We start from the raw sequence: 16,169 nt of genomic DNA, 5'->3' as shown, positions 1-16,169 counted from the left end.
CTAATCACCCCTCTTCAAAAAAAATCTTTTTATAACGTTCTTCAGCACTTATTGAAAGTTCATCATTTATAAGAACTCCATCCTTTAAAAATAGGACATGCGAAGTGACTCGATCAATTTCTGCTAGGTTATGTGAGGACAGAAGAATGGCAGTTCCTTGTTCTTCTAACTGTAATAGTAGCTCTCTCACTTTAATGGCACTTGTAGGGTCAAGTCCGTTCAGTGGCTCATCTAAAATAAGCAATTTAGGTTGATTAGCAATAGCCAATGTCAAAAGTAAATGTTGCTTCATCCCAAGAGAGTAATAAGCCACCTTTTTGTTCAAATAGCCATCAATACCTACTCTTTTGGCTACCTCCATTAGTTGTTTCCTTTTAATTCCTTGCACATCTCCAATAAATTGAAGATGGTCATACCCAGTCAAATAATCATAAAGGACCGAATTATCTTGCATGAATGAAACATCACGAAAAATTGATGGGTCTTTGTTACTTTTCCCAAGTATAGTAATTGCACCTTCATCAGCAGTTACAAGGTTGGTAATGATATTTAAAAGCGTTGATTTTCCAGAACCATTAGGACCTACTAGTGCAACGATTTGCGGATTTTCTATTTCAAATGATAACCCAGTTAGCACTTTTTCTTTTCTATATGATTTATGAATTTGATTGACTGATAGTATCATATGATCACATCCCAATAATTTTTAAACAAAAGAATTAATTAGCAGTTCTTAAAGAAATACAGGTAGATTAAAAAAGTTCTTGAAACTTACTTAAAAAAGCAGGTTTTCAAGAACTAATAGTTTATTCTTATAGATTAATTGGTTTTACTATTGACGGAATTGGATAAGGTATACCCTCTCGGTATAAATACCCTTGATAATACTGATATAAACCAGCTTGCTTATATTTTAATAAGTAACCACGATATCTTGTACCATCTACTGTTTTTTCAAAGTATTTAGTAGCCCCACCATCATATTGAGAAATATAAAGTAAATCATCTATCCAAACCCTATCTGCTACTGCTTGGCTTTTGCTATGTATTTGTCTTACTAAAATCTATACTAACATCAAAATCCTATTCTATCAATCGAATTTTTCTATTATTTGGTATTTTTTGAAAATATTGGAAATTTAAAATGTCGATTAAAGGTGAATTGTTTTGTTAATTTATCAAAACAAGAGAATAAAAGTGAAGATTTTGTAACGAGATAAAAAAAGCAGCATGAGGTACTCGTTGTGTAGCAAGCTACCAGGTATGGCATCTTCGATTTTTCAGATAACCCCCGTCCAGTTTATCCTATCGATAGGGATAATTATAAAGTTATAGTTTAGGGGCTTAGAGTATCCATAGACAAAAACTGCCTAGTAATAATCGGATTAATATACTTCTAATGCAGGCTCTTTCCATAATAATTAACCAAAATGTTTTCCCCTAAATCACTTTTTCAATATGAGTGGGTTGTCATTTTTAAAGGGCACAAAAAAGAACCTACAATTAGTGTAGATTCTCATTTAATTTATAAAGTTAATAATTTACTAAAAATCTAACTATCCAAAATAATCAAAGAATCTGGTTATATCACTAATAAAAAAGCACTCAGTATTACTTAATACTGAGTACTTTTTTCATTTCAAGATCATTTATTTATTGAGTATTAACTAATTTCCATATTTGGTTACCAACTACATGTATTTCTGTACCAATGCGGTAAAGTAAAACAGCAATTGTAATCAAACATATTATATTAAGTATTTTATATAAAGAATCCTTCATAAACCGTTCCCCTTACTATGTAAGATACTATTTCAACAATGTAATTTAGTTCATTAATCCGCAATTTGGGAATAAATTTTATACAATGCGTCGTAATGTTCGGTTGTATCTAATGAATAATTAAGACCCAATTCTCCCGACACACCGTCTTTTGAACCTCCCAATGTTAAATTAAAACCATCTAATCTTACTCGAAAACTATCAGTTTGATGTCTATACCCAGTTCGTACATTGAAATAACTAGTATTGTTAGATTTTTCGCGCTTAACTGTCATTTCAAGTGTTTGAGTATACCCACTAATTTCGTATGCATCCCAATTATTTTTTAAATTTTGTTTTACCATTACACCATTACTTCCATTTTTCACGGTAAAATTATTTGGATCATGAGTTAAATCATAAGTGTAGGTACCTGATGTAGTTTTACCTGTAAATGGATTTTTAGCTACATACTTTTGGGTGCCATATACTGAATTATAATCCAAAGCATAATCAGATGAATCATCCCATGCTACTGCAAACATATCTACTTCTTTGTATTTAGGTACAATCACCCAATTCATAACAGATGTTATATGGTATACACCTGAAGAAAGTAGTTTTACTGTTGTTTTCATTTTTTTGTAGCTACTTGAATAATTATACCAAGTATTCGAACCACCATCACCTATAACTACTTCATTTGGTGGTGTTACTTCAGATTTATCTATTACATATTCTGGTAATTCATCAGGATTACCCTGTGGATCGTCTGGCGTTTCTACAATTATCGAAGGGTCTGGTACAGTCGGCTCTGGATCTGGCGGCGGAAAAATAGGTCCTGTCACAAATGGCGTTATAGTTGATCCATTACTTGAAGTTCCGTCCAAAGTATTTAAAGTGTTGCTGCTGTCTTTTTGCAATCTTTTTTCTTTCTCTAACTTTACTTCTTTTTCGAACTCTTGTTTTGAAAGCTCTATATCAACTGCTTTATTTTTCTTAGTTTTTTCATCATAAACTTCAGTTGTTTTAATATACTTTTCAGTAGTATTTTGAGAAACAACACGTTCATTTTTCAATAAATTTAATTCACTTTGAGTAAGTTTTTGTTGAATATAATCTTCGGTAAAGCCAAGGTTTTTTAAGTATTCTATGTCACTTGTTGTAAGTGAAGTAGCCTGCTTATTTGTTATGTAATTTGTTGATTCGGCAAACGTGTTGCTTGCACTTACTCCAAATATAGTTAATGCAGTAAGACCAGCTATAAATCCATTTTTAAGTTTCATAGTTCCTCCTAATAAAATTTGTAATATAATGAAAATTTTAGCGATTTATCTTTATTTTTGTTTGTTTTCCCTCCGCTCAATATACAAATCAGAATATATTGTAATTTTCTGTCACTAATCTTCCTTCTTTATAAATTAAATAAATCCCTTCTTTATTGTGTCAAAATAGTATTAATGAAATATAAGTAGATAAGGTTCAGTAACTTGATACCTCCTATTTTCTCATTAAATTTTAATTTTTTTATATGTCTTTGTGTCCTTACCTGAATATAACAATTTTTGAACAAAAAAGAGAACTACAAATTTTTATTGTAGTCCCCTTCTAATTTAGTAGTATATGAAGCAAAGTCCTACTACTCAAATATTTTTTACTTTCTTTTCCTTAGTGTTTATGTTGCATCAAAAATGAAATCAAATATACTTCCGATGAATATTCTTCCCATCATAACTAAACAAAACAGACTTATTCTCAATATTTGTCTCCAAATGAATTCCTCTACCCCACAACTGATGAATATAAGGCATTACTTTCTCAACATATTTCACATCAAGTTCCATATTTTCATAGGAGTGCTTCAAATATAGCTCGCCATTTTTTAAGTAATCGCCCTCTTGAACAACGATATATGGGAATCCTCCATTTACCCGACTAACTACAAGTTGATCTCTTACATTTTCCCATGCCTTATCAGTGACTTTATACTCCTTACCTTGTCGTTGAAATAAATACATATCTTCACGCATAACGAGTTCTTTCGTTAAGTAGTTTCGAATAAATGAACTATCAGATTCTAACTCTCGTACTTCAAACATTTTTTCTCTTCCGCTGCCAGGTTTAACGCCTAATTCTTTCATTTCTTTTGTTGGATTATTATATCGATATTCAATATCTTCAAACATTCTTAGTCCTAAATAATATGGGTTAATGCTTGTTTTTGACGGCTGAACTACTCCTACATTAAGCTTTGCGTACTCAATCGCTTCATTTGAATCAAGATTTAGTTCGCGCATAATTCTTATATGCCAATAACTTGCCCAGCCTTCATTCATAATTTTCGTTTCAAGTTACCACCAAAAACAGACCATTACTCCTCATATCATGAAATTTTTAATAACTAAAAACTTCATATAAATACCTTAAAGAATGAATGTCTTCAAACACTTTAAAATTTACTCTCATCATTTTTTGGTCCTTTTCCCCTTGCTTTTCTCTACTTAAACAAAAAAGAAAAAACCCTCAACGCCAATAGCGTCAAGGGTTGATTTGATTAATATACTGACATGTATTGATCTCTTTCCCAAGGGTGAACTTGAGTACGGAAGATATCCCATTCGATTTCTTTTGCTTCTACAAAGTGTTCGAATAAGTGTGATCCTAGAGCATTAACGATTACTTCGTCTGTTTTTAATAGATCTAGTGCAGCTGCTAAAGTTGCTGGTAAATCGATGATTCCAACTTCTTCGCGCTCTTCTTTAGACATAACGTAGATGTTACGGTCTACTGGAGCTGGAGCTTCTAATTTGTTTTTGATTCCGTCTAAACCTGCTGCTAATAATACTGATAATGCTAAGTATGGGTTTGCAGCTGGGTCTACTGAACGTACTTCTACACGTGTGCTTAGGCCACGAGATGCAGGAATACGAATTAGTGGACTACGGTTTCTTGCTGACCATGCTACGTAACATGGAGCTTCATAGCCAGGTACTAAACGTTTGTATGAGTTTACAGTTGGGTTTGTAACAGCTGTAAAGTTTGGAGCATGTTTTAAGATCCCTGCGATGAAGTGACGTGCATTTTCACTTAAACCTAATTCACCAGTCTCATCGTAGAATGCGTTTTTACCATTTGTAAATAATGATAAGTTACAGTGCATACCTGAACCGTTTACACCAAATAATGGTTTTGGCATGAATGTAGCGTGTAAACCGTGTTTACGAGCGATTGTTTTTACAACTAATTTAAATGTTTGAATGTCATCACAAGCTTTGATTGCACCAGCATATTTGAAATCAATTTCATGTTGTCCTGGAGCTACTTCGTGGTGAGATGCTTCGATTTCAAAGCCCATTTCTTCAAGTTCAAGAACGATATCACGACGGCAGTTTTCACCTAAGTCAGTTGGTGCTAAGTCGAAGTAACCACCTTTATCGTTTAACTCAAGAGTTGGTTCACCTTTTTCATCTAATTTAAATAAGAAGAATTCTGGCTCAGGCCCTAAGTTGAAATCTGTGAAGCCTAAAGCTTCCATTTCTTTTAACATACGTTTTAAGTTATTACGAGGATCTCCTTCAAATGGAGTGCCATCTGCATTGTAAATATCACAGATTAAACGTGCTACTTTTCCTTTTTCAGCAGTCCATGGGAATACTACCCAAGTGTCTAAATCAGGGAATAAATACATATCTGATTCTTCGATACGAACGAATCCTTCGATTGAAGAACCGTCAAACATCATTTTATTGTCTAAAGCTTTTTCAAGCTGACTTACTGGAATTTCAACGTTTTTGATAACCCCTAGTAAATCCGTAAATTGTAGACGTATGTACTTTACGTTTTGTTCTTTTGAAATACGGAAAATATCTTCTTTTGTAAACTTAGCCATTATAAAAGTTCCCCTTTCGTATGCAACAAACAAAATTAGTCTAACACACTTTAAAATAGAAAAGTAGAGCTAAACTACTTCCACTTTTCTATTTTTTTATTTTAAGTTTAGTGATTAGCAGTTTAAATATGTTTCTTTTTCCCATTCTGATACACGTAATCGATAAGCATCCCATTCTTCTTTTTTGTTTTGAAGGAATGAATAAAATACGTGTTTTCCTAATACCTGTTGTAGGAATTCACTGTTTTCAAGTTCTGTCACGGCTTCAAGTAAGCTTCCAGGTAATGTTTCAATACCTTCTGCTTTTCTAGTTACGTCATCCATCAAATACAGGTTTTCACTACGTTCGACTGGAGGCGTTAATTTTCTTTCAATACCATCCAAGCCTGCAGATAATAAAACAGCTAAAGCTAAATAAGGATTTGCAGATGGGTCTGGATTTCGTACTTCGATTCTTGTACCTGCACCTCTTGCAGCCGGTATTCGGATTGTACAAGTACGATTACTTTGTGACCAAGCTACGTAAACTGGTGCTTCATAGCCTGGAACTAAACGCTTATATGAGTTAACTGTTGGATTTGTAACTGAAGCATTTGCACGGGCATGTGTTAAAACACCTGCAATAAATTGTCGTGCTGTTTCAGATAATCCAATTGAATCATGCTGATCATAAAAGGCATTACCATTATCATTTCCTAGACTCATATGACAATGCATCCCTGAGCCATTTTCTCCAAAAATTGGTTTTGGCATGAATGTAGCAACTAAACCATTTTTTTCAGCAATTGTTTTAACTGTATATTTAAATAGTTGAATATTATCAGCTGTTTGTAATCCTGGTGCGTATTTCCAATCAATCTCATGTTGACCGATTGCAACTTCGTGATGTAAAGCTTCAACTTCTAACCCTAAAGCTTGAAGTGCTTTCGTAATTTCACGTCGTATTGTAACTGTTTTATCTAGGGGGGCTACATCAAAATATCCACCATTGTCATTTGGAACTAATTGATTTCCCTCCTTATTAAATAGGAAGAATTCAGGTTCAGGTCCAACATTAAACGAAGTAAATCCCTTGTCAGTCGCTTTTTCAATTGCTCGTTTAAGCACATTTCTAGGATCACCTTCAAAAGGTGTGCCATTTGGATAATGAACATCACAAATGAAGAGTCCAACTTTTTCGATTGTGTCGACTTTCCAAGTATTCAAATCTGGGTAAAGCATCATATCACTTGCTTCAATTTTTGTGAATCCGTTAATACTAGAGCCATCAAACATAGTTTCATTATTAAGTATTTTTTCAATTTGTGTGATTGGTAGTTCTAAATGTTTGAATACCCCTTCTACATCTGTAAAAAATAACTGTACAAATTCAAGACTATGTTCTTCAACACTATTTAAAATCGTTTCCTTTTTCATTTATATTTCCCCCCATATAAATATAAAAGCTAGAATAATCCGGACTTAATCAATAACTTAATGAAAGAATCGAGACATATCTCCTTGTCGTAAAGAAGTTCTACCTAACTTACCATTTTGATATAACTCTTGACGAAGCATTTTTCGAAGCTGTTCATCTGATATTGATTTTTCAACAATGACTTGTTGAACGACTGTTTCTTTGGATTTTTCTGACGATTTTAAATTGAGTACTTCTTTAATTCCTGCTAAATTTAAGCCTTGTTCTATAAAAGTTTTTATCTCTAACAATCGATCGACATCATTGAAAGAAAATAATCTACGATTTCCTTCAGTACGAGCAGGACGAATTAAATCATGCTCTTCATAATATCGAATTTGTCTTGCAGATAATTCAGTTAACGAAATGACTATTCCGATTGGGAAAAGTGGCGTTGAGCGTCTTACTTGATCATTCATAGCAATGCTCCTTTCGTTCATCTATTTGTATTTTAATTCATGTTAGATAATCTGTCAATACGATGTTAGAAAATCTAACATGAAAATATTTGTTTTTTATACTATGCAACATTAGAAAAAATTCTACTATTTTATTAAAAAAAATAATCTCCATTAGTTTGGAGATTATAACGATTTGTATTCTCTTCAATTATGATTAAACACGTACTTGTTCTTCGGTCAAACTTCTTTATTAAGTTCTTCAGTACATCTTAAGTAATTAGCACATTTTTCTTTGAAACACTTCGTTACTGTCCCTGGTTTAAGTTGATCTTTAAATTTCTCATAGCAATAACATACTTCATCAATCTGTTTTGCTCCATTCTTACGACCAAAAACTATTGGTCCGATATCAGAAGGTTTTATATTTTCTATTCTGTTATCTTCTTTGAACTGATCTAAACAAGACTTACAAATACAAGATTTTCTTACCTCTTCTTTTGGTAATTGATCAAAGATTTCTCTTGGAAAATACTCATCATTACACCAACAAGTCTTTCCACTTGAGCACTTATTCCCATTACCACACATGGGACAGAGCTTAATTGCCATTAGATCCCCTCCTCAATCATGTGCTCTTTTATAGCCTACTAACTCTGCGGATCGTGCCGAACTAATTAATTTTTTAGCTTCACACTATAAAGACTTTTATGTAGTTTTTTAGCTTAATAGATTATAAATCTATAAAATAGGCTTCATCTACACTCTTTATCTCTTTGTTTTCCCATAACCATAGAACCCCTTGTGTAGATGATAACGCTAGCCATTCTTCCTCCATTTTTTGGATACGATTTCCCCTGTGCGTACCGGGTAATGATCAGTTTCTTCGATTATATTTATTAGCTAATAGAATTTGAATTAAAAATGATTTCACTCCATCTTCAGTAGAATTTTTAAGGATTCTCTAGTTCATATTACCACAAAATGCCAGTATGCTTAATTCAGCTAAAGTACTAATTCGTTTAATTAGAACATCTTTTTCATGATTAATAGAAGGTGTGCTGAAAAAAGCCAATCCATACTGTAAAGGATTGGCCTATTTTATCTTATGTTATTCAAAGTTTTACCTATTGTTTCTTATATTAATAGAAAATTCTAGTTCACATAATCTAATAGTTCGAAACTATATAACTATTTCCTAGGGAAGAAGTGTAATCCAATCATTCTTCAACCGATTAAAATTTCCTCAATCATGCGAGGGACTTTTTCGTTGAATCAAATTAAGATTGCTCCCAACTTTTAAACGTTTCCTTATAATCGCTAGAAATAATTCCTTTTTCCGTAATAATAGCCGTTATTAATTCATTCGGTGTCACGTCAAACGCTGGGTTTAGTACATCGATGCCTTCCGGTGCAATTTGTACATTTCCGATATGTGTTACTTCAGTACGATCGCGTTGTTCGATGACAATTTCATTCCCTGATTCGATTGATAAGTCAATTGTTGATAAAGGTGCGGCTACATAAAATGGGATTTGGTAAAAGTTAGCTAAAATCGCTAATTGTAATGTACCAATTTTATTTGCAGTGTCTCCATTTGCGGTAATGCGATCTGCTCCAACAATAACGGCATCTACTTTTTTATTTTGCAATAAATAGCCGACCATATTATCAGTTAGTAATGTAACAGGGATACCACTTTGGTTCAATTCCCAAGATGTTAGTCTTGCTCCTTGAAATACTGGTCTTGTTTCTGTTGCATAAGCTGATATTTCCCAGCCTTTTTCTTTTGCTAAATGAAGTGGGGCTAAGGCTGTTCCGTATCGACTTGTTGCAATACTCCCTGCGTTGCAATGAGTTAATACTGCTGCCCCGTCATGTAGTAATGTTAAAGCATTTTCACCTATTCTCTTGCAAGTTGCCTCGTCTGCTATATGTAATTTAATCGCTTCTTCCATGATGATTAATTTAGCTTCGGCTACAGTCACTGCTTCTTTACTAGTTTTAATTAGTTTTTCAACAGCCCATGCTAAATTTACTGCCGTTGGTCTAGCACTAATTAATTCATCCGCTAATAATCGTGCTTGTTGATGAAATTCATCAATTTGTTCAGTTTCAAGTTCTCGAACACCTAAATAAAGTCCATATGCAGCTGCCAAACCAATCGCTGGTGCTCCTCTTACTTGTAATTTTACGATTGCTTCACGTACATCAATTAATGTCGTTGCATCAAAGTAGTGAATTTCAGTAGGTAATTTTGTTTGGTCTAAAATTTTTAAACTTTCACCGTTCCATTGTAATGATTCAGGTATTTGCTGTAATGTAGTCATCAATAATTACTCCAATCCGTTAAGTAAATTCCTAATATTCCTAATAGTAAATCTATTTTTTATGCAATGAACTCCGAATATTAAGACTTTTTTCTTTGCATAAATTTTTTGATGGTGTTCAAGGGAATCAAAGTCTTCAACATGAGCTAGACCGATGCTTCTTCGGATTAATTCACATCCAATAACCCCAATTGCATCTATCCAATATCCTTCCAGTTTTTCTTTAATTAGAGCTTTTTGGTTAAATGGTCTAACACTATGCTCTTCCCATAGTTGAGTAAATGTTTCATTAAACACTTTTTCGATGGTTAAAATATGATCGAAAATTTCGTCTTTTAATTCAGTACGGCTGAACAGTTGAAACAGTAAATTTGCTTGAATTTGCCCTAAATCAAATCCGATTGGTCCGACAAATGCAAATTCAGGGTCAATGACTTTTGTTTCTGTTGCAGATGCGAAAATGCTTCCCGTATGTAAATCACCATGTAATAACGCTTCTTTTTTCGATAAGAAATCTAATTTTAGTTTTGCCACCTCAAGTTGTAGATCTGCATCATTCCATAGCACTTGAATTTCGTCTGTTAATTCTTCTTCAAAACTATTTGTTTCACTATTAAAAAATGGATCTGTGAAAACAAGATTTTCTGTTATATCACATAATTCAGGATTATTAAAAAGATACTCTAACTCTTTTTTCTTAGCAGGTGAAGCTCCGAAATCTGAAGTGTAAAATAATGATTTTGCTAGAAATTCTCCGATATGTTCAGCTAAAAACGGATAGCTTTTCTTCTCAATAAGTCCTTTTCGTAAAATTTGCAAGTGTGAAAGATCTTCCATTACAGTTACAGCTTGCTCTTCATCATGCGCTAAAATTTTTGGTGCATGCAATGGGATTAACTCATTGTATATTTTTGTCGCATTACTTTCGATCGTAGCTCGCTTTAAAGTAAGTGGCCAGCTTTCACCGACAACTTTTGCATATGGTAGAGCCTGCTTTATAATTAACCCTTTCTCGCTTCCTAATGGTTTAACTCTAAACACTAAATTTAAATTTCCATCCCCGATTTCTATACTTTCACAACGTTCATTTTTAAAATAGCCAAGTTTTTGTAAATAAGTAATCGCAGTTTGTTCTGTTAAAGGTCTATATTCTTTTCGTTCAATAACAGTCACTAAATTCATCCCCTTTGAATTTTGCAAAATAAAAAGCCTCTTTTCCGAGACGAAAAGAGGCAATACTAATTGGCTTTCGTCTCTTATCTACCAGAAAATTTCTTTTCTGTTGGAATTAGCACCGTGCCTTACTGAGCATTTAAGCTCAAGGCGTAAATAATACGCCCCATTTCACAATGGTATTACGGTCGGTTGCTGGGCATCGTCGGGCCAAATCCCTCCGCCTACTCGAAATAAGAGTTCGCATATTTGATTTTATAATCGTATTTTAGTTTATACATTTTTAATTTGTCAATTACTTTTTTGAAACTTTTTGTAAATTTCTTCTTTTCTGTCTTCAAAAATAGGGATTGTACCTCGTATTTCGTCTACTTTTTTCGGATCAATTTCACCAAAAACAATTTCTTCATTCACGCTACCTTTGGAAATTACTTCACCCCAAGGGTCAATAATCATAGATCCTCCACCAAATGTGTTCGCTAAATCTTTCCCTACCCGATTACACGCAACAACATAACACTGATTTTCGATTGCTCTTGCTTTTAATAAAATTTCCCAATGATTCATTCTTTGAATTGGCCATTCGGCAACGAAAAATAAAACTTTTGCACCTTTTTGCGAATGAGCGCCAATCCATTCTGGAAAACGCAAATCATAGCAAACAAAACCTGCAGCCGTTAATCCATCGATTTCAAACAGACCATCTGTTTTTCCTGATTGAAGATAGTGATGCTCGTTCATTAACTGGAATAAATGAACTTTGTCATACGATTTTACAACCTCGCCAGTATTGTTAATCACAATTAACGTATTCGTAACACCATTTTCTCTAGCAATAGGGAACGAACCAGCAATCAATAGTACATTATTCGATTTTGCAATGGACTGAAGTTCAGAAATAATTGCTTCTTGTTCACCTGTGTGCAAGTCAATTTCTTTTAGACAATAGCCCGTTGTCCATAGCTCAGGTAATACGATTACACGAATATTTTCTTTCAGTGCCTCGTTTATTTGCGTTCTTATTTTCTCTAAATTAGCCTTTGATTCTCCTAAAATAACGTCACATTGAATACACGCAATTTTAATCACAATTTATTCACCCTATTCTAAATTTTATAGACATTTTTACATCGAGCATATATGATGGTGAAAGTTATTGCAACAGTCGTTCATGAAAATCATTCGATTAAGAAACGATTTATTAAATTAATTTTATTATATTTTTGGAGTGATACACTTGAATCATAGTAAACTATTAAACAATTTACCAAAACAATTTTTTGCATCACTAGTTCAAAAAGTGAATCAGTCAATCGGTAATGGTCATGATGTCATTAATCTTGGTCAAGGAAATCCAGATCAACCTACACCTGACCATATTATTAAAGCACTACAAAAATCTGTTGAAAACCCTTTAACTCATCGTTATTCTCCGTTTAGAGGATTGAGCTCTTTAAAAAAAGCTGTTGTCGAATTTTACAAACGAGAGTATGATGTTGATTTAGACCCAGAGGAAGAAGTAGCCATATTATTCGGTGGTAAAGCTGGATTAGTTGAGCTACCACTTTGTTTATGTGACCCAGGAGATACAATTTTAGTACCTGACCCAGGCTACCCAGACTATTTATCTGGTATATCCCTTTCCAAAACAGTACCATACATGCTCCCATTACTTGAGCAAAATCAATTTTTACCAGATTATCAATTAATTCCTCATGATGTTTTGGATGCTAGTAAAATATTATTTATCAATTATCCAAATAATCCAACAGGTGCTATAGCAACAGAAGAATTTTTTAAAGAAACAGTTGAGCTTGCAAAAAATAATAATATTACAGTTTGTCATGATTTTGCATATGGTGCATTTGGTTTTGACGGCAAAAAACCTTTAAGTTATCTTCAAACACCAGGAGCAAAGGAATGCGGGATTGAAATCTATACCCTTTCTAAAACTTATAATATGGCGGGTTGGAGAATCGGTTTTGCAGTTGGAAATAAAGAGGTCATTTCAGCAATTAATCTATTACAGGATCATCTTTATGTTAGCATCTTCCCTGCTGTTCAAGAAGCTGCAGTAGCCGCTCTAACTCAATCGCAAGATAGTGTAAAACAACTTTTAGCTCTTTATGAAGAGCGTAGAAATGTATTTATTAGTGGCTGCCATGAAATCGGCTGGGAAGTAACAGCACCAGCAGGTTCGTTTTTTGCCTGGTTAAGGATTCCATCAGGTTTTACATCACAGGAATTTGCTGATCTATTACTTGAAAAAGCACATATCGCAGTTGCTCCAGGAAATGGATTTGGAGAGTATGGTGAAGGTTATGTAAGAGTCGGTCTCCTTTCAGATACTGATCGATTGAAAGAAGCAGTTGCTAGATTAAAAGAGATTGAAATATTTTCTAAATTTAATGTTTGACAATTATGATTGTTCATGAAATAATGCGATTAGATTAAGTATTCAAAATTAAATATTAACTTTATTCAGAGTAGGTGGAGGGACCGAGCCCGATGAAACCCGGCAACCGGCTAGTTAACTAGTACGGTGCTAATTCTCGCAGCATTTGCTGGCAGATAAGGTGTAGGTAAACCTCTCCTTAGTGGAGAGGTTTTTTGTTTGATTAAAACTTTTTGGAGGTTTTGAAATGAGTGGAGTAATAGCAACTTACCAAGTTTATGATAAAAATCATCATTTGGAAAAAAAGGCAGAGGCAATTGCGTTAGGTTTAACGGTTGGTTCTTGGACGAATTTACCTCAAAATGATCAAATTCAATTACAAAAACATAAAGGCAAAGTACTTTCAGTTCGTGAATTAGATTGCGAAGAAAATATCGTTAACTTTTTAGGGTATAAACCGACAAAAGGAATGATTGAAATCTACTATCCTAGCTTAAATTTCACCTCTGATCTACCAGCTATTTTAACGACTGTTTTCGGTAAGCTATCCCTTGATGGAGAAGTCAAACTAATTGATTTAAATTTTACTGATGATATTCTATCTCTTTTTCCAGGTCCAAAATTTGGTATTAAAGGCATTCGAGAGAAATTGGACGTCTATGATCGACCTTTATTAATGAGCATTTTCAAATCAATTATCGGCAGAGATATTCAATACATTTCAGACGAATTAAAAAAGCAAGCTTTAGGTGGTGTTGATTTAATTAAAGATGACGAGATTCTTTTTGACACAAATACATCAATAACGGATCGTGTTACGTACGGTAAAAATATATTGAACCAAGTTTATGAGAAAACAGGACATAAAACATTATATGCCGTGAATTTAACTGGCCGTACATATGAACTAAAAGAAAAAGCATTACGTGCAGTTGAAGCTGGGGCCGATGTATTTTTATTAAATGTATTCTCGTATGGAATTGATGTACTGCAAGGTTTGGCAGAAGATCCATCAATTAATATTCCAATTATGGCTCATCCTGCAGTATCAGGTGCATATACAGCATCACCAATTTATGGAATCGACGCTGGATTATTACTAGGGAAACTTTTACGAATTGCTGGTGCAGATTTTAGTCTTTTCCCTTCTCCATATGGATCCGTTGCATTACAAAAAGAGACAGCTTTAAAAATTGCTGAAAATTTAACGATATCAAATGGATTAAAAGAAACTTTTCCAGTACCATCTGCTGGAATTCACCCAGGTCTTGTGCCTCAATTAATTCAAGATTTTGGAATTGAGCAAGTCATCAATGCTGGTGGCGGTGTTCATGGTCATCCGGACGGTCCAATTGGTGGAGGGAATGCATTTAGAGAAGCAATTTCAGCAACACTTTCTGGAGTTGAGCTAGAAGACTACGCACTTCCAAATACATCATTACAAAAAGCATTACAACTTTGGGGGTAAACAACAATGGCAATAAAGATTTTTTGTGATTTTGATGGAACAATTACTGAAGGGGACAATATCGTTAATTTAATTAAAGAATTTGCTCCTCCCTCTGTAAGTGAACAAATAAATGACGTATTAAATGGCAATCTATCGATTCGAGAAGGCGTAGAGAAAATGTTTGCTACAATTCCTTCATCGAAAAAACAAGAAATGACCGATTTTGTAATTGATCGAACTGTCATTCGAGATGGTTTTAGCGATTTTATTCAATTTGTAAGAGCTCAACAATATGAGTTAAAAGTTGTAAGTGGTGGACTAGACTTTTTCGTTCATCCAATATTAGCCGATTACCTTCCACTTTCGGATGTTTTATGTAATCGTACTGACTTTACAGGTCAAACGGTAAAAATTCATTGGGATCACTCTTGTGATGAAAACTGTACGAATGATTGTGGAATGTGTAAGCCATCTGTTAAAAGAAAGTTTAGTGAATCAAATGATTTTATCATCGTCATTGGCGATTCAATTACTGACTTACAAATTGCCAAAGAAGCCAATTTAATTTTTGCTCGAGATTTCTTAAAAGATAAATGCAAAGAATTATCTTTACCTTTTATTTCTTTTGAAAATTTCTATGATATTCGAGCTTCATTAGAAAAGGAGGTGCTAGTATGAAGAACTTTTTCAAACATTATGATGAAATCCGCGAGGTAAAAAAAGTACTTGCAAAACGAGATTGGTTTTTAGGAACTAGCGGAAACTTATCAATTAAAGTAAATGATGAACCTTTAAACTTTTTAGTTACAACTAGTGGTAAAGATAAAACGAAACATACTTATGACGATTTTTTACTCGTTAATGAATTTGACCAATCTGTTTGGGATGAATCAAAAAAACCATCAGCTGAAGCCATTTTACATCGTCTAATTTATCAACACACGAATGCAAAGTGTGTTCTTCATGTACACACTTTAGCAAATAATTTTATAACAAAAGATTTTCCAGATCAGGATGAGTTATCCTTTTCTGGGATCGAAATCATTAAAGCATTAGGACTATGGGAAGAAGATGCAGAAATTACCATTCCAATTATAAAAAATCATGCGCATATCCCTACTCTTGCAAATGAATTTCTACCTCATATTAAAAATGATCATGGTGCTGTACTAATTCATAATCATGGTATAACAGTATGGGCCGAATCAGCATTTGAAGCTAAAAAACAGTTAGAAGCTTATGAGTTTCTATTTCAATACGCATTACAAAGTATACAAAAAAATTTATTTATAAAGAATTAATTTGGAGGAATGAAGA

Annotated in this window: 14 protein-coding genes, 1 pseudogene and 2 riboswitches; of the genes and pseudogenes, 4 read left to right on the top strand and 11 right to left on the bottom strand. The window is 33.6% G+C overall.

What is annotated here, in order from left to right; translation table 11 throughout:
- Window positions 1–4: 4 nt before the first annotated feature.
- The 11 genes and pseudogenes from ACSBO6_RS08625 to ACSBO6_RS08575 form a co-directional block, all read right to left on the bottom strand.
- Window positions 5–685 (bottom strand): ABC transporter ATP-binding protein, encoded by a 681-nt coding sequence (locus ACSBO6_RS08625; RefSeq protein ID WP_498844486.1) that lies wholly within the window; start codon window positions 683–685, stop codon window positions 5–7.
- Between the two features lie 1,150 nt (window positions 686–1,835).
- Window positions 1,836–3,047: a hypothetical protein gene (locus tag ACSBO6_RS08620; RefSeq protein WP_498844485.1), complete on the bottom strand. Its 1,212-nt coding sequence runs from the start codon at window positions 3,045–3,047 to the stop codon at window positions 1,836–1,838.
- 411 nt (window positions 3,048–3,458) lie between these two features.
- Window positions 3,459–4,112: pseudogene (locus ACSBO6_RS08615) on the bottom strand (SpoVR family protein); the annotation flags it as partial.
- A gap of 203 nt (window positions 4,113–4,315) precedes the next feature.
- Complete coding sequence (gene glnA / locus ACSBO6_RS08610; RefSeq protein WP_098848714.1) at window positions 4,316–5,650, bottom strand: type I glutamate--ammonia ligase; 1,335 nt, start codon at window positions 5,648–5,650, stop codon at window positions 4,316–4,318.
- 114 nt (window positions 5,651–5,764) lie between these two features.
- Window positions 5,765–7,066, bottom strand: a complete 1,302-nt coding sequence (locus ACSBO6_RS08605; protein ID WP_180233035.1) for a glutamine synthetase family protein — start codon at window positions 7,064–7,066, stop codon at window positions 5,765–5,767.
- Between the two features lie 57 nt (window positions 7,067–7,123).
- A complete protein-coding gene (locus ACSBO6_RS08600) occupies window positions 7,124–7,525 on the bottom strand; it encodes a MerR family transcriptional regulator (protein WP_056470089.1) in 402 nt (133 codons plus the stop codon).
- A 219-nt stretch (window positions 7,526–7,744) separates the two neighbouring features.
- On the bottom strand, window positions 7,745–8,116 hold the full coding sequence (locus tag ACSBO6_RS08595) for a cysteine-rich CWC family protein (RefSeq protein WP_098848715.1): 372 nt from the start codon (window positions 8,114–8,116) through the stop codon (window positions 7,745–7,747).
- A gap of 121 nt (window positions 8,117–8,237) precedes the next feature.
- Entirely contained in the window at window positions 8,238–8,351 is a 114-nt protein-coding gene (locus tag ACSBO6_RS08590; protein ID WP_353616078.1) for a hypothetical protein, read from the bottom strand.
- Window positions 8,352–8,784: 433 nt separating this feature from the next.
- Complete coding sequence (gene mtnA, locus ACSBO6_RS08585; RefSeq protein WP_098848716.1) at window positions 8,785–9,834, bottom strand: S-methyl-5-thioribose-1-phosphate isomerase; 1,050 nt, start codon at window positions 9,832–9,834, stop codon at window positions 8,785–8,787.
- A 6-nt stretch (window positions 9,835–9,840) separates the two neighbouring features.
- Window positions 9,841–11,007 carry an S-methyl-5-thioribose kinase gene (gene mtnK / locus ACSBO6_RS08580; RefSeq protein WP_483295221.1) on the bottom strand — a complete coding sequence of 389 codons (1,167 nt, stop codon included), beginning with the start codon at window positions 11,005–11,007 and terminating at the stop codon, window positions 9,841–9,843.
- An 80-nt stretch (window positions 11,008–11,087) separates the two neighbouring features.
- Window positions 11,088–11,247: riboswitch (SAM riboswitch) on the bottom strand.
- 51 nt (window positions 11,248–11,298) lie between these two features.
- Complete coding sequence (locus ACSBO6_RS08575; RefSeq protein ID WP_142339264.1) at window positions 11,299–12,093, bottom strand: carbon-nitrogen family hydrolase; 795 nt, start codon at window positions 12,091–12,093, stop codon at window positions 11,299–11,301.
- Between the two features lie 145 nt (window positions 12,094–12,238).
- Between ACSBO6_RS08575 and ACSBO6_RS08570 the strand changes: the two genes are divergently transcribed.
- From ACSBO6_RS08570 to ACSBO6_RS08555, 4 genes are all read left to right on the top strand, one after another.
- Window positions 12,239–13,423, top strand: coding sequence for a pyridoxal phosphate-dependent aminotransferase (locus ACSBO6_RS08570; RefSeq protein WP_483295222.1), 1,185 nt, complete (start codon window positions 12,239–12,241; stop codon window positions 13,421–13,423).
- 58 nt (window positions 13,424–13,481) lie between these two features.
- Window positions 13,482–13,585: riboswitch (SAM riboswitch) on the top strand.
- A gap of 64 nt (window positions 13,586–13,649) precedes the next feature.
- A complete protein-coding gene (locus ACSBO6_RS08565; protein ID WP_498844484.1) occupies window positions 13,650–14,870 on the top strand; it encodes a 2,3-diketo-5-methylthiopentyl-1-phosphate enolase in 1,221 nt (406 codons plus the stop codon).
- 6 nt (window positions 14,871–14,876) lie between these two features.
- Window positions 14,877–15,530: a 2-hydroxy-3-keto-5-methylthiopentenyl-1-phosphate phosphatase gene (locus ACSBO6_RS08560; RefSeq protein WP_498844483.1), complete on the top strand. Its 654-nt coding sequence runs from the start codon at window positions 14,877–14,879 to the stop codon at window positions 15,528–15,530.
- Entirely contained in the window at window positions 15,527–16,153 is a 627-nt protein-coding gene (locus ACSBO6_RS08555) for a methylthioribulose 1-phosphate dehydratase (protein ID WP_498844482.1), read from the top strand. Before ACSBO6_RS08560 ends, ACSBO6_RS08555 begins: the two co-directional genes overlap by 4 nt.
- Window positions 16,154–16,169: the final 16 nt, after the last annotated feature.

Origin of the sequence: Bacillus sp. AL-1R (assembly GCF_052180195.1) — a bacterium.
Lineage (GTDB): Bacteria > Bacillota > Bacilli > Bacillales > Bacillaceae_G > Gottfriedia.
Note: the sequence above shows the minus strand (reverse complement) of the source record. Positions and strands in the feature narration are given on the sequence as shown.